Origin of the sequence: Mesotoga infera (assembly GCA_011045915.1) — a bacterium.
Classification (GTDB): domain Bacteria; phylum Thermotogota; class Thermotogae; order Petrotogales; family Kosmotogaceae; genus Mesotoga; species Mesotoga infera_D.
The window spans coordinates 1-14,595 of the sequence record DSBT01000193.1 but is presented as its reverse complement, the minus strand read 5'-3'; the positions used below and the strand labels follow the sequence as shown (position 1 = coordinate 14,595).

The 14,595-nt window shown below is 47.3% G+C and carries 13 protein-coding genes and 1 tRNA gene; 6 read left to right on the top strand and 8 right to left on the bottom strand.

The features are described 5' to 3' along the window. Positions 1-857: 857 nt before the first annotated feature. Positions 858-932: transfer RNA gene (locus tag ENN47_07175), tRNA-Glu, on the bottom strand. A gap of 83 nt (positions 933-1,015) precedes the next feature. Here ENN47_07175 and ENN47_07170 point away from each other — a divergent pair. Beyond that, positions 1,016-1,807, top strand: coding sequence for an alpha/beta hydrolase (locus tag ENN47_07170; GenBank protein ID HDP77949.1), 792 nt, complete (start codon positions 1,016-1,018; stop codon positions 1,805-1,807). Here the strand turns inward: ENN47_07170 and ribF are convergent. The 3 genes from ribF to rbfA are packed head-to-tail and all read right to left on the bottom strand — an operon-like array spanning position 1,793 to position 3,966. Beyond that, a complete protein-coding gene (gene ribF / locus ENN47_07165) occupies positions 1,793-2,689 on the bottom strand; it encodes a riboflavin biosynthesis protein RibF (GenBank protein ID HDP77948.1) in 897 nt (298 codons plus the stop codon). The genes ENN47_07170 and ribF overlap by 15 nt on opposite strands. Beyond that, on the bottom strand, positions 2,682-3,602 hold the full coding sequence (gene truB, locus ENN47_07160; protein HDP77947.1) for a tRNA pseudouridine(55) synthase TruB: 921 nt from the start codon (positions 3,600-3,602) through the stop codon (positions 2,682-2,684). The genes ribF and truB overlap by 8 nt, the downstream gene beginning before the upstream one ends. Further along, on the bottom strand, positions 3,595-3,966 hold the full coding sequence (gene rbfA, locus ENN47_07155; GenBank protein HDP77946.1) for a 30S ribosome-binding factor RbfA: 372 nt from the start codon (positions 3,964-3,966) through the stop codon (positions 3,595-3,597). Before rbfA ends, truB begins: the two co-directional genes overlap by 8 nt. Before the next feature lie 1,167 nt (positions 3,967-5,133). On the opposite strand from rbfA, the gene ENN47_07150 reads away from it, so the two are divergent. The 5 genes from ENN47_07150 (at position 5,134) to ENN47_07130 (ending at position 9,510) form a co-directional block, all read left to right on the top strand. After that, positions 5,134-6,360, top strand: coding sequence for a hypothetical protein (locus ENN47_07150; GenBank protein ID HDP77945.1), 1,227 nt, complete (start codon positions 5,134-5,136; stop codon positions 6,358-6,360). Between the two features lie 43 nt (positions 6,361-6,403). Next, positions 6,404-6,817: a hypothetical protein gene (locus ENN47_07145; protein HDP77944.1), complete on the top strand. Its 414-nt coding sequence runs from the start codon at positions 6,404-6,406 to the stop codon at positions 6,815-6,817. A gap of 101 nt (positions 6,818-6,918) precedes the next feature. Beyond that, on the top strand, positions 6,919-7,284 hold the full coding sequence (locus ENN47_07140; protein HDP77943.1) for a hypothetical protein: 366 nt from the start codon (positions 6,919-6,921) through the stop codon (positions 7,282-7,284). A gap of 183 nt (positions 7,285-7,467) precedes the next feature. Beyond that, entirely contained in the window at positions 7,468-8,478 is a 1,011-nt protein-coding gene (locus ENN47_07135) for a hypothetical protein (GenBank protein ID HDP77942.1), read from the top strand. Positions 8,479-8,502: 24 nt separating this feature from the next. Beyond that, a complete protein-coding gene (locus ENN47_07130) occupies positions 8,503-9,510 on the top strand; it encodes a hypothetical protein (GenBank protein ID HDP77941.1) in 1,008 nt (335 codons plus the stop codon). On the opposite strand, the gene ENN47_07125 is transcribed toward ENN47_07130, so the two are convergent. The 4 genes from ENN47_07125 to ENN47_07110 all read right to left on the bottom strand — a co-directional run. Then, on the bottom strand, positions 9,507-10,535 hold the full coding sequence (locus ENN47_07125) for a hypothetical protein (protein HDP77940.1): 1,029 nt from the start codon (positions 10,533-10,535) through the stop codon (positions 9,507-9,509). The genes ENN47_07130 and ENN47_07125 overlap by 4 nt on opposite strands. Positions 10,536-10,750: 215 nt before the next feature. Continuing rightward, positions 10,751-11,824 carry a hypothetical protein gene (locus tag ENN47_07120; protein ID HDP77939.1) on the bottom strand — a complete coding sequence of 358 codons (1,074 nt, stop codon included), beginning with the start codon at positions 11,822-11,824 and terminating at the stop codon, positions 10,751-10,753. A gap of 161 nt (positions 11,825-11,985) precedes the next feature. Beyond that, positions 11,986-13,497: a PLP-dependent aminotransferase family protein gene (locus ENN47_07115; GenBank protein ID HDP77938.1), complete on the bottom strand. Its 1,512-nt coding sequence runs from the start codon at positions 13,495-13,497 to the stop codon at positions 11,986-11,988. 184 nt (positions 13,498-13,681) lie between these two features. Beyond that, on the bottom strand, positions 13,682-14,595 hold a 914-nt coding region (locus ENN47_07110; protein ID HDP77937.1), incomplete at its 5' end, for an ABC transporter substrate-binding protein.

Here is a 14,595-nt window from a genome sequence, read left to right as displayed (position 1 = left end):
GAACGTTCCGGTTGACGCAATGCCTGTGAGAAACAACAGGAATGCAGAGAATGCAGATCCCCTCGAGATGTTTCCCGAAGAAGTACTTCTGCAGTTGATAGAGGAATGGGAAACGGCCGCTTCCAGCGAAACCATAGATGCGACCAACCTTGAGTCAGTCTATTCTGAAAGCAAAACGCAAGAAGAAAACGTCACCGTTGTAAGGGGCCATGAAATCACCACCAAAATGAGGGAATGGATACTCCAAAAAATGGAAAGCCAGATGGCAAACATAGCATTTCAAGACCGCAACGCTCAAAATCCCGATGCCATGAGATTTGGAAATGCAAGAGAGGAAGGAATGCAGAATATGCAGCCTCCTCAAGTGATTCCCGATTCCGATGCGACGGGGAGCGTTGATGCGAGAGCAAATATGCAACCCCCGGAGAATATGGCCGACTTCGGCATGGGAGACAGGGCAAGAGGAGAGGTTGAGCAAATCCCCGTAAAGGAGTCCGACGATTTGACTCAAAGCGATACCATCACAATATATGCCTCCTTGCTCGCTCTGGGCTTGTCGATTACGATTCTCAAGTTGAAACGCAAAATCTAGGCTGGGCGATGATTTTGGCTGCCTGGGCAGGGCTTTGCAGTAGCGGAGGACGTCTCTTGGCAGTAGTCAGCGAAGTCTTGGTCTTGAATGCGCGTGGGTTCGGATATTGTCGGCAAACGGATTCTTGGCCTTTGACGGTAAGTGGTGAACCGTATTTCAGAGCGCTCACGCTCAAGAGAAGATTAAGGTACCGGATTCAAAACGAAGGATCTCCCTCTCGGGAGACCCTTAACCATTTTCGGAGCTTATGGAACGGTTATGGAAGTGGCAGCCCCACGGGGAATCGAACCCCGACCTTCGGACTGAGAATCCGGTGGACTAGCCGTTATCCTATGGGGCCGAACAGAAATAATATTATCATGGTCTCTGGCTTTTGTAAACACCCCTGCTTAAGAGATATAATCATTTTGAGGAGGTGTTTCGGTGTTTGTCAGACGGTGGTTTTCTCTGGACGCTAGGGCGAACGTTGTTATATGTCATGGAATCGGTGAGCATAGCGGAAGATATGAAAGTTTTGCTTCTTATCTGAGCGGAAATGGATTTGGTGTATTTGCGACGGACTTTGCCGGTCACGGTATGCAGGCCGGAACGAGAGGCTTCATCACGTCGTTCGGCGATTTCACTTCCGCTGTCAAGCAGCTTGCAGACGGTGTGAAGAAAGTTCAGCCAGATCTTCCCGTCTTCATTTTCGGCCACAGTATGGGCGGGCTTATCGCCACAAGGGTCGTTGAGGAGTATCCGAACTCCTTCAAAGCGGTTGCTATCAGCGCGCCGCATCTATTCTCTGCAAAGGATTCTGTCAAGAACCTGCTCCCTCTGATTTCCATTATCAGAAGAATTGCTCCGAAGGCCACTTTTAGCAGTTCGTCACGATTCACCCCTTCAGATCTTTCTCACAATGAAAGGGCTGTTAAGCGGTATATTGAAGACCCGTATGTTCATGACAGGGTCTCGCCAAATCTCTTCTTCGGTCTTGAAGAGAGTATCGAGATGGCTATGGCTGATGCGAATAAAGTCAGAATCCCTGTTCTGATCGTATACGGTTCGGCAGACAGGGTTGTCGACCCTGTCGGTGCTCAGGAGCTCTACGAGAAGATGGAAACCGAAAAGAAAATACTCGAAATCCCGGGTGGAAAGCACGAGATGTTTGCCGACGAGGAGAGGAGGACTCAGTTCTTCGATGCAATCTCATCGTTTTTCTCAGAGCATATTTGAGTGGATCTCAAGCCAGCGTCTTGAGACCTTTTCATCATGTCTGATCTGTTCTATCAGTTTGTCGAGGGATTCGAATTTAAGCTCCGGCCTTATGAATTCGAGGACTTCCAGTTCGAGCTTTCTGTCGTAGAGGTTTCCGGAATAGTTGAAGAAGTACACTTCGTATTTGACTTCCTCCGATGTGTTTATAGTCGGCCTGAACCCCACATTCAGCAGGCCAAAGTAATCTCTTGAATCTATCTGGGATCTGACAATGTAAACTCCCGATCTTGGTGTTACAAGTCTTTCGTCGCCCCTGTATATGTTTGCGGTTGGGAAGCCTATCTTCGACCCCAGCTGTCTGTCTTTGTAAACGACTCCCCTTATAGTATAATTTTTCCCGAGAAGAGAGTTGACAAGGGCGATATCGCCTTTGGCGAGAGCCTCCCTGATCCAGCTAGAGCTTATTCTTCTGTTGTCGTGCATTGCATCGGGGACTATATCCACCCTGAAATCCCTCTCTTCTGAGAGCTTCTTCAGAAGTCTCACATTTCCTTTTGCGCCGTTTCCGAAGGTAAAATCGCTTCCGACGACAACGACTCTCACACCCTGCTTTATAAGGTTCGAAATGTAGTCTTCAGGCTCGAGGTATCTTATCTCTGACATGTTGGCCGTCATTACCTTTTCGATGCCAGATGACAGAATCAGCTCGAGACGGTGGGTGACCGGATAAATAATTCCGGGGAAATTTGGGAAGTAGTATCCCCATGGATAGACAATCGAAATTGCTACGCTCTGCAGGCCGAGATCTTCGGCAAGATCAACAGTTTTTTGCATGATTGCCCTGTGACCGAGATGAACGCCGTCGAAGTTGCCTATACAAGCTGCATACATATCAGGCACCAAGAACCTTCACGAGTTTTGCCACTCTCTCGACTGAACCCCTTGTCAGAAGGGTCTTTACGAATGAGGAGGTGCGTTCGGATCGCGCTATCGCGATAAGGCGCTCGTCGCTTCCAACAATGCGGATTATCTCATCCTTGGTAAACTTTCCCAGGATACCGGCAACTCCGCCAGCGTAGATCTGTCGGCCAAGCAGGACGTTGACGCTCTCTGAATCGCTAAGGAGTAGACCTGGAAGAAAGTCAACCGCTTCTTCAAGCGAAATAATGGAGATCTGCGAGACGTCGTCGATCTGAAAAGCGCTGTCGACCGAAAACCTTCCTTGCGAGACCCGACGGAGGTTTGTGGCAGTCGCTCCACAGCCGAGCTTATAACCTATGTCCATAACCAAAGACCTTATGTAGGTCCCCTTGGAGACTCTAGCAGTGAAGGTGATCCTTTCTCTCGAACAGCTTATATCCGTCATTGAATAAACTCTCACCGCTCTTGGCGGAAGGTTGATGATCTTTCCCTCCCTTGCAAGCTTGTACAGTCTTTCTCCGTTGTACTTCTTGGCGGAGTACGCGGGAGGCACCTGCAGATACTCTCCTTCAAAAGACTTCAAGACAGTAATTATCTCATCCTCGGAAAGTGCAGGAACTTCTCTCTCTTCGACCGTCTTTCCCGTATTGTCAAATGTGTCTGTTATTCGTCCCAGTTCAAGCTCAGCCTTGTATGTCTTGTCCATATCGAGAAAGTACTCAAGTACTCTCGTCCCTTTTTTTACGCCGGCTATTAGAAGCCCGCTAGCGAAGGGATCAAGTGTTCCTGCATGGCCTATCTTCTTTGTATTCAGTTTCTTGCGAAGAAGGTTGACAACATCGTGAGAGGTTACACCGACTGGCTTGTCAACAAGTACTATTCCATCATTCATCTTCCGTATCGTTCTTCTCCTTTTCGATCTGCTCGAGAAGTTTTGCCACTCTCAAGCTTGCTTCGATTCCGGTATCTTCCTTAAAACGAATCTCGGGGGCTTTGAAAAGCCGGATGTTCTTTGCAATGGCAGTTCTAAAAAACCCCTTGTCTTCATTCAGTTTCTCAACGAGCTTCTTCTTCTTGTCGTCGGGGCCCATAAGACTAACGTACACGGTCGCGAACCGTTTGTCTTTAGTCAGTTCAACCCTGACAATTGAAGCCATACCCAGCGAGTCTTTTTCGCTGGTGTAAGATGATAGAGCTACCGTGAGAACCTTCAATATCTCTGACTCCAACATCTCTCTTCTGTAAGTGCTTGCCATAGCTCTCACCTCCTGGATAATTATAACCTACAAAGCTATTTCGGGAAGTTGCCGGACAAAAATGGATGCAAGGCTGGCTTTGCAGGGAAGTGATGCTGCTGCTTACGCGCCAGGAAACGAAAAAGGGCCAGTCTGCTTACACAGGCCAGTCACCTTCGGTGGCCAGTCACATTGGCGGAGAATCTTCCTCCGCCAGTGAAGGCTTCGCCTTCGTCAGTACCACTTCGTGATGCCAGTCTCAGCTTTCAGCTGAGCCCGGTCACTGTATACAGTGGCGAGCGCCCGAACTAACTCGTGCGGAGCAAAAGGAGAGATCCCGTGCAGTTGTATCACGGGATGACAAAGAGAGTGGATCTAGGGAGGCTCATTGGTGAGACTCATAACCGTACGCCTTCGCCGCGACAGTCTTTTCTTGCCTTAGAGTAGCTGGCATGCTACTGGCCAGGATCTCGTCCTTTGGAGCGTTTTAAGACCAGATCCCGATCAGTTGCATATCGGGATGACCCTGAACAGGAGATTATCAGGGCAGGCTAAGTGGATGGATTCCAGGGCAGAGTTTGTGGGATGACGAAGCGAGTAAATTCCAGGGCGGACTCTGCGGGATGACCCTGAACAACCCCCAAGCAGGAGCCCCAAACAGGAGCACTTTGTGCAGGCTCACTGTGGCAGGCTATATGGGATGATAAAGCAAAGAGTTGGTGCAAGTTGCCGGGGACAAAAGTCTTTTCTTGTTTCACATTGTTCCCTTTGGTTAAGTCATTCTGAGATGATCCTGCTCAGAATCCCGCTCTTCTCGCGAGTTCAGTGAACATCTCGATCATGCTCTTTCTCGCTTGATCTTAACCAAGGACGGGTTCATGATTTTGGGAAGGACCAAGAACGCTTTTCAGCAGTGCAAAGCGTTTTTTCCATCGATCAGCGAGTTCTCTGTTTTTAGCATGCAGCGGTTCTAATGCTTGCAACATGGAACTTGCATCTTGAAACTGATCTTTTGCTCTTTCCAACCCATGTCTTTACCCTCGACCACGTTTTCTTCGGGGTTCTCTCGTTTTGAACTCTGCCAGTTTCTATCGGCTATATCCGATTGTCTTCTTTGAACTGCAGATGTGTGCTCTAAGAAATGGTTATAGAATTCGTGTTCTCTTTTGATGAAAGACAAGTGTTCCCATGAACTTAGGCGCAAATGTACCCTTAGAAGTGGAAAATCGACCCTATACTCTTATCGGAAAGAGAGAAACGGTCATTCGCAAGTGGTCCAGTTTGATCATAAAAGGGCCCAGACCCGAGAAGAGAGGGGGGGCGGAACCCCCCCTTTCACTAAGTAAATTTGCTGTCCCATTCCATTGTGAGGTGGGTTCAATGAAGAGAGTAGTCGTTACAGCAGATTCACATTTTCCTACGAAAAGCGATTGTGGGTTCGCGATGATAGATGTTAGCAACCCCTTTGATCCTGTCGTGATTAGCAGAAACAGACTACCAGATCACTGTGGAAGTTTCGCAAGTAGTAACGACGCGCTCTATTGCAGTATTCCGGGCAGTTTCTTGATCTTTGACATCTCTGATCCTTTTTTGCCGAAGTTGATTTCAAGACTCAAGGCAAACGGCGGCTGCCAGATAGTGATATCGCAGAAAAAGGGCCGCGTGTTTATCGCGGACTGGAAGAACGGAGTTTTAGTCATCGACGTGAGCAATTCCTTTGAACCGAAGATAATCGGAAGAATGGGATGCAATGGCGATGAAAAGAATACAGGGGAGATCAATCCTTACGGAGTATCTGGTCTTACGATAAGGGACAAATTGCTATTTGCTTCGATTATGGACTACGATATGCTCCAGAACAGAGAGGCTCTATACGTTTTTGACATCTCGAAACCGGGCAACCCAAAATGGATCGCTAGAGTAAATACTTTTCCATGTCGTGGCCACGGCATTGTGTTGAAAAGGAACTGCGTTGTCATTGTCGGCCTGAGAAGCACGATGGTAATTGATATCTCCAGGCCGGAGGAACCTGCGGTTATTTCCTTGATCGAGACTCCCGACCGTTTTGGCATGAATCCATGGCTTTCAGGCGATTTTCTCTATGTACCTGAGATTGTTTATGAGCCCAACAGAAGACTCGCTGGATTAAGAATCTTCGACATATCCAATCCTCTGCATTTGAAGTGTGTAAGCGAGCTTCTCATTCCGGCAAGAGCAGCAACGAACGTTAAGGTGGTAGGCAGTTTAGCCTATCTTGCCTGTCAGTGTGGTATTGCAATAGTTGATGTTTCCAATCCCGAAAAGCCTGTCTTGTTGAATCTCTGCTCACCTTGTGAAGTTAACAGAATAGCCGAAGGAATAGAGGTAATTGACTATCGTGATGAAGTGTTTAAAGAAAGAGAACGGGTTTCTTAAACCATAGGTTTAAGTCTCGACACGATTACAGGAGGTGTTTGGTATGAAAAGGGTAATGATTCTTCTGGTAAGCTTCGTAGTGTTGCTCTCGATAAGTGTTTTGGCTATCCCGGAAACAGGGACGTTTTTCGAAGGTGGAGCGGGTCCGTTGATGCTGGTGGAGAATGCTCCCCTGAACAGGTATCACGCTTCACAGATTACCGAGGTCTACATTCATTCTTTGAACGGTGACGTCATGGTCGCGGTTAATGAAAACTGTAGTGATTTCTGCAGTTGTGCATCGAGATGTTTGCTCTGGCAAGAAGTATGTAGGACGGCAATCGAGAGAGGCCTTTCGCTTTCAACAAGTGACAGGATAATTGTCTTCTACATCGAAAAAGGCGTGGAGAAGGTGGCGGTACTGGCCGCAAATGAGTGGGATTTCGCGCATGACTATGGAACTACTATTGAAGCCTGATTATCTCGTACTATTTAGATGACTCTCTAAGGTTTGGATAAGTGTGCAGGTAATGATTCGATGTAGCAATGGATTCTTTTCTGAAGGAGGTGCAAAATAAAATGAGAAAGACTTTCATAATAATTTTCTTGCTGATAACGATAGTAGCCTCACTGGCAATTGCGAGATACGATCTCGATGGAACTTTGACAGTAACACAAGCGTACGTCAACACAGCCGGGGGTGGCTACAAACTGGATATCTCTCAAATCTGCTTGCATCTCCTTTACGAAATTGGAATTGATGTGCTCTGGAAAGAGGTTTTCTTGGGAGCAGAAAAGTACGGCTGCGTTCTCTGCCCCTTCGATAAGGTAATAGTCTTCTTCAAAGACGAAACCGGTCTGGAAAGCGCGGCAGTTGTCGCCGCGGATAAAGACAGATTTGCTCAAGAGTTTTTGAACGGCGTTCCCACTTATCTTACACTGTGATACAAGTCTCGATAAAAAGAGTACAAAACCCTTTTCCCTTCTAACTAGAGGATCGGCCCGCATAGCGGGCCAGTTTTTTATGATTGATGTTGTGCGAGAGACTGTTTGTGGATATATGATGTAGATCCTTGATTAGTATAATAATGTTGGATAAGGACCGATCTGAGAAGAGGTGGTCCGGTGATGAGAAGAGTTCTTGTTGTTACCGAAAGCAATTTCCCTAAGGGAACCAGATTTCGACTAAACTTCATAGATGCGACCGATCCTTTTCGACTGTCTTCGCTTTTCGTTATGGAGACTCATAGCTTAGTTGTATCCTTGGCATACAAAGACGGGTTGATCTACTGCTCGATGTCCAGAGATTTCTCAATATACGATGTTTCTGACTTAAGTTCTGTGAAAGAGATCTCCCATATCGACCTGTATGGTGGAATCGATATGGAACTGTCTTCTGACGGCAATTACGCTTATCTGACTTCCTGGAAGAGGGGAATCACTATCGTTGATATTCATGATCCCTTTAGTCCTTCCGTTGTCGGCAGAGCGCCATGTAACTACGAGGTCTTGCCTGACGACGACAGTCCGTACGGACCCTATGGCGTTGCAGGAATTGTGGTGCGAGGAAGATACGCTTTCTGCGTGACCTGTGACTATACGGACGACAAGCACAGAGAGGTTTTCATTGTGTACGATATAGCCGATCCATCAAAACCTTCTCAAGCAGCGATAATCAGCACCGCTCCCTGGAGAAGCCACGGAATAACAATTCGCGGCGACTACGCATACGCTTCGGGGTTTGAAGGCATACTCGTCTTTAACATCTCTGAGCCAACCGATCCTATGTTTATCAACAGGCTCGAACTCATAGCAAGAATGTGCTGTAATGCCACAATCAATGGAAATCTGCTTTTCAGTGCAGGGTCAAATTACGCTCCGGAAGGCTCTGCCGGGGTGCTGTCGATTTTTGACATCACCAACCCACTTCATATAAAGGGGATCGGAGAAACGCCGACAATCGGACGCATCAGCTGGAACCTGGCATTGGTAGATGATCTGGCTTATGTGGTAAGCGACAGCACTATTTCTGCCGTTGAAATCTCTGACCCCGAAAAACCTGCCGTTAGAGGCCTTTGCGGACCCTCGGGAGCAAACATGGTCTATGATTCCATTGAGGTCATAGATTTATCCGCTTGAGATAGAAAAGAGGTGGAAGAGATCATGAGAAACCTCGCAATATCCATGGATTCTGATCCCGATGAGAGAGAAGATTGCGCCTTCATGGTGATCGATATTACACCCAATCAGACACCGGCGCTAGCTGGCAGGACACCCTGTCAAGGTTTTTACAGAGACCTTTTCGGAGTCGGGAGTAATCTCGTCTGTTCAGGAAACTCCGAAGTCGATATCTACAATGTAGATGAATTGCCGGAAGTAAGTCTTATCTCTCATTTCAAGGGGTTCGGAGGGAAGAAGATCGCGCCGGATGTCCACAGGGATCTTATATTCGTTCTAGACGAAGTTCAGGGTGTTGGGATCATAAGTATAGCCAAACGAGAAGAGCCGAAGTTGCTCAGTCACATCTACCCGGGAAACCTTTCAGAAGATCTGGTCATGTCGGATATCGCCTTGCATGATAACCAACTTCTACTGCTTGTTAACGACTTGAATACTTCGTCTCACCGTGAATGCCTGCTGGTCTATGATGTCTCTCTGCCTGAGAGTCCTCAACTGATAAAAGAAGTGAGTATTGCCCCCTGTAAGGGGAACGTTATTTCATTTAAAGGTGAACAACTGTACGTCGCCGGATTCAATAGCTTAATGATCAGGAGCATGAGTAGCATTGAAGAGAGCGGAGAGTCTGTACTCAAGAAAAGGGAGAACATGAGAGGGGTCGCAATTCTCGTCGACGGAGACTTCGCATATCTCGTCGAGCATGAATGGGCTCTTAGGACAACCATTGGCTTGCTGAACATCGCAGATCTAAGGCGGCCTGAAGAGCCAAAATTCGAAGGAAAGACGCTTCTGGCGATTAACTTTCAGACAGATTTTTCGGATGTCTCTATGAGGAAGATCGGGGAGAGACTTATCCTCGTTTCGAGTTTCGGTATGCGGGTAATAAATGTGAGTGATCCCGATAATCCGGATATCACCCATCTATTCCGCCCCTCGGGCAATTTCAGAATTGCTTCCGGACTGGAGATACTTACGGTTGACCGAGCGAACTAGATATCAAGAACGTGTATTCCGTCATTACATTTGCCCTCCGGAGCGTTTCGAGCGATGAGCAATCTCGGTGATTCCGGTCTGCCGATATCTACTATCGCCACTCCTGAGTCGCAGGCGATGTAGGCTATCTCATCGTCTATCGCTATGTTGTATCCGAAACTGAGAGGCAAGACAATCCCTCCAATTCTTCGAGGGTGCAGAGGGTTTGAGATATCTATTACATCAAGAATTCCAGTTTGTTCGACAGAGCCGTGAATAACACCAACTGCAAAGAGAAAATCATCGGCTAGCTTCGCGCTCACCAAAAAGTGATTGCCGGTCTTCAGCTCTCCAACAATCATGGTGTCTTCAGGAATGGAGATGTCGAATGATAGGATTCCGTGCGCACCGACGGCGAAGACATAGTTGCCTTTCGAATCCATCCCGTGCGCTCTGAAGTCCGGAGTCGGGATTTTCGTGACTTTCTTTGGATTCGAAGGATCTGAAACATCGTACACGTACAAAGCTCCCAGGTTTCTCGACGTAACGTAATCCATGGTGACACCAAACAGGAAATTGCCTCTGAGACAAAGGCCGCTTGACATACCATATGGTCCATCATTTCCAACTGGATGAGGATCAACACAGTCACAGTCGGCGCTTCCCAACGGTGTTGGATTATCCCTGTTGGAGATATCCAGGATTGCTATTCCGCGCCTCCAATTAGAGAGGTAGAGCAGCTCCTTCGTTCTATCTAAAAGAATGTATACTCCACTGTATCCTTCAATTCTTTTCAGCAGTTTTATGTTCTCGATATCTGCGATATCGAAGACTTCGAAGAACTCTCTTTCAAGGCAGTAGAGTCTTCCCGAATCGGCGAGGAAGGTCGTGCAGTCTCCTGCAGTTTCAACCCTGGCACTGACGGATATCTTCGCCGGGTTGGGGACATCTGCCACAATGAATGACGAACCGATATTCCAGCCCGACAGATTCTCACCAAAAACAAGACGTTTCACAGATATCTTGCCTCCTTGATGGGAGATCACAGTCCGAAAAAAGCGATGTTTGTCAAGATCAGATGAAGCTCAAAGTTATCAAAAGTTTGCCTTTTCTAGCTGCCATTACTTGTCGACATCTCTGTCTCTTAACTCTTCTCTCAAGCGGGGATTGAGATCAAGAGCAAAAGGAGGTGGCCAGCGTCAGCCAAGCCCAAAATCATGAACCCGTTTTAAGAGATAGAAGAAGAGACGTTTTGGCTTCTTCAGGCTACTTCTATTATCGCCACGCCTATGTATTCCTTTGTCTGATCCAGTTCATCAAAAAAAGCCAAAACTGTTGGATTATTTACATCTCTGACATCCACAGTCGCGACACCGTGAGAGCATGCCAGATAGGCGGTATCTTTGTACACGGTAAATCCAAAGCCTTCTCCCGTGTCAATACGGGTCTCTTTTATGAGGCGAGGATGCACCAGGTTTGAGGTGTCGATCACCTGAAAGAATCCATTCTGCTTCCTGTCGCTCGAAAGGATCGGCGTAGAAGTACGTTTGGTGTAATCCCTGGAAGGACTCTCTTCATTGGATGACTCGAGTATTCTTCCGGAAAGAAGGAGTCGATTCCTGTAATTTCGGGCGAAAACGCCGAATCTTCCTTCAAGCAGCAGTTCTCCAATCGTGAGAGGCTCCTCAGGAGATGATATGTCTATTGAGAGAACTCCAAAAGCACCAACAGCAAATAGATGATTGCCATCTATAGCCATTCCATGGCCCCTAACGGGGGTTGTGCTCAATCTGGCAGCCTTCCTAATACTTTTGGCATCGTTTACGTCGTATACATAGAGCGCCTCACGTTCTTCATCCATAAAGTAGTCCATGGCGACTCCATAGACAAAGCTCCCCTTCTTTTCTATCTGGGAGATTCCATAGGCTCCAACAGTGGCGGTGGGTTCGACCGAAATATCACAATCACATGAGCCGAGCAGAGTCGGAGAAATCGGGTCCTTGACATCAATTACGCTTATTCCCTGCTGATAGCTTGAAAGGTACAAGCGTCTTTCCGATACTTCATACAGTGTTGTGTTGCCGGGATGGTTTCCCTCAAAGATGGATACTCTGGAGATTTCTGGAAGGCTCGAAACATCGAAGACTTCGAGGCTTCCAATTTCACTGCAGAAGAGAAGCCCGTTATGCGAGGCGAAAGAAATGGTCGTACCCAGAGTCCTTATCCGATCGACGAAGGATATATTGCGGGGATCGGTAACATCGAGAATTACAAAGGCCGTATCAGACGGTTCTTTGGGGAGCTCGCTCTCCGAAGTGATCATGAATCTTTTCACAGGCTATCACGCTCCTTCCAAAGAGCACGTGCGAACTCGAGACTTTACGCGTGCGTGGCTATTTCCTAAGAACTCTCGATTTAAGCCCTGTGCATCAAGTAGAATCGAGCTCTTCTCTGTGAGTGAGTCAGCTTCTGTTCTGGAGTTCTTTCGAATGATCGTCACCAATTTGCGTATTCAAACTTTGTGACAGAGCCGAACTCGTGTTTTCTGTATCTCTCTATTGTCTTTCCTATTTCTATCAGAGCCGGTTCTATGTACTCTTCCTTCACGTAGAGCCCCAGCCTGAAGAAGTTGTATCCTATTTCGTCATTGAAGAACCAGTTTCCCGGCGCAATCTCTATGTTATTCCTGTTGAGATTCCTTCTTATATCGCGTACATCAAAGCCCTTAGGAAGTTCTACCCACCAGCTTGTGCCTGAATCACATATGTTGGCTTTGGCGTACGACGGCAGGTATCTGTTACAGGCATGGATTAGCAATTCTCGCCTTTTTGCAAGTTTCTCCTGTACGAACGAAAGATGATGATCGTAGAACTCGGAGTTGAGTATCTCGTTTGTCACCAACTGAAGTAATCCGGCGACATCTCTTTCTATGACTCTCATTGAGCTCCACAATACGTCGAGCGCTTTTTCCGGGCCGACAATCCAGCCTGTAGTGACTCCCGCTCCAAAGGTTTTCACTATATCATGTATTTCGAAGACAACATTGTCCTCTTCATAGTGGCGGATTGGAAAGGGTGTCTTACCCGTGTACTGAAACTCGGAGCCCCCGGTCAAGTCGTCGACAATTGGAACTCTGTGACCTGTAGCGAGCTTCACAAGTTCATGTTTCTTCCTGTCAGGCATCGTCGAACCCATCGGTTCACCCGCAGTTGACTGTAAATAGATGAGTTTCACCGAATTCTTTCTGAGAACATCTTCAAGTTGGTTTAGATCGATTCCCTCAATACTTCTTCTTACAGGAATTACCTTCAAGTGAAGGGTCTTCAGAATTCCCAGCACGTTCATATTCGTGGGGTTTTCCACAACCACGCTTTCTCCCTGTCTGGTGAAGGCTTTGAAGATCAAATGCTCAGATTCGACGTTTCTGCCACTCACGATAACATTTTCAGGCTTCAGGCTCTCTCCATTACATCCGAGTCTCATACATATTGTTTTTCTAAGATCACGCAATCCTTTCGGATGCTCCACATGGTTGACCGTCTCAAGGAAGAGGTCGCTCTTCATTGCCCTTTGTGTGAGAGCCTTAAGGAGCTGATTTGGGATTAATTCATCGTCCGGCGATTCGTTGTGAAAAATCACCTGGAGACCGCGTGTAGCTATTTCGCTCGTTGGTGATCTCTTCTTGAACTGATGTGTATGTCTGTACCATGTGTCAAGGTGCCTGCACCAGTCGATAGGGCCAGAATCTGCTCCCTTCTCTTTTTTGGCGCGAATATATGTACCGCTTCCGACTTCTCTGTAGACAAGATCATCCATGTAGAGTTCGTTCATAGCTTTCAAGATGACGTTCTTACTCACGCCGAGTAGCTGTTCCATCTCTCTCAAGGAAGGCAGTTTAGAGCCGTCGGGATACTCGCCTGATAGGATTTTCTTTCTCAGCCTTTCGATTAACTGCAGATATAGCGGAACCGTGCTTTCCTTATCTAGCTTAAAGTCGATTCTGAACATCTGTCTCACCCACTTTTCGAGTCTAGTATATCTTCAACGGACTGAAGGGAATCTATTCACCAAATCCATCTTGGTTTCCCGGAGACTTCTGCGACATAATGATCTCGCGCGCTCGAAAACACACAGGAGAAGAAAAGCACAACGATATAAGCCGTTGATCTGCGCTTCACTTAAGCATCTCCCTTCAGTCTCTCCAGACATCCCATGATCTCCAGGGCAGTTCGAACATCGATCCATATTTCCATGGCCCGTGATGGATGCTATTGTCGTACGCATAGAGAAGAAGCTGTGTAGTCGTAAAGACGATAGGCAAATGTTGGGCCATCAACAACTGGAATTCGGAGAACAGTTCGTATCTCTCTTCGAGTTCAATAACGGATCTTTGCACTTCTAGGATCTCATCTATTCTCTTCTGCCAGTCGGGATAATAATACGTCTCCTCGGTTATATGATCGCTTGGATTGTAATCGGGGTGATAATTCCAGTAATGTCTCGCCCCGCTTGAATGGTAGACCATTGTAAGGAGACCCGGCTCAGCGCCTGCCTCTGCGAGTGTCATTGAGTCGAATGTTCCAGAATGGGCTTTGGTAACACATGTGTCCCAGTCCATGAAAGCAGTAGTTGCGTTGATTCCGATCTTTGAAAGTTGATCTGAGAGAACTGTGACGATTCCCACCCACTGGCTGCTCCAGGGACAGGTTAGTATCTGGAAACTCACTGGATTCCCATAATAGTCGATACAGGTTCCGTCACTTCTCCAGTCGAAACCGCCTCGCTTTAGCTCAAGCCTTGCCCGGGTCGGCGAAAAGTCGTAACTGATCTCCTCCACATTGGGATCGTAATAGATGCTCGATGAAGATAATGGCCCGTGAATAGAGGCGCCCAGACCAGAAAAGACCGTACTGAGAATCGATTCTCGATCCATCAGGTATGCTATTGCCTTCCTGAAGTGCTCATTTCTGAACCACTCGCGCTTCACAGGATCGGGAGCGTTGAAATTAAACATGAGGAATTCAGTCAGCGGTCTCGACTGACCGGACACAACACTCCATCCCTTTTCCTCGGCCATCGAGAGCACCCGGGAAAACTGTTCAGCTG

What these genes read in the sequence shown, in the direction of transcription:
- ENN47_07140 (HDP77943.1), top strand. Translation starts at nt 6,919, where the DNA reads ATGAGAAAGACTTTCATAATAATTTTCTTGCTGATAACGATAGTAGCC.
- ENN47_07135 (HDP77942.1), top strand. Translation starts at nt 7,468, where the DNA reads ATGAGAAGAGTTCTTGTTGTTACCGAAAGCAATTTCCCTAAGGGAACC.
- ENN47_07130 (HDP77941.1), top strand. Translation starts at nt 8,503, where the DNA reads ATGAGAAACCTCGCAATATCCATGGATTCTGATCCCGATGAGAGAGAA.
- truB (HDP77947.1), bottom strand. Translation starts at nt 3,602, where the DNA reads ATGAATGATGGAATAGTACTTGTTGACAAGCCAGTCGGTGTAACCTCT.
- ENN47_07115 (HDP77938.1), bottom strand. Translation starts at nt 13,497, where the DNA reads ATGTTCAGAATCGACTTTAAGCTAGATAAGGAAAGCACGGTTCCGCTA.
- rbfA (HDP77946.1), bottom strand. Translation starts at nt 3,966, where the DNA reads ATGGCAAGCACTTACAGAAGAGAGATGTTGGAGTCAGAGATATTGAAG.
- ENN47_07145 (HDP77944.1), top strand. Translation starts at nt 6,404, where the DNA reads ATGAAAAGGGTAATGATTCTTCTGGTAAGCTTCGTAGTGTTGCTCTCG.
- ENN47_07150 (HDP77945.1), top strand. Translation starts at nt 5,134, where the DNA reads ATGAACTTAGGCGCAAATGTACCCTTAGAAGTGGAAAATCGACCCTAT.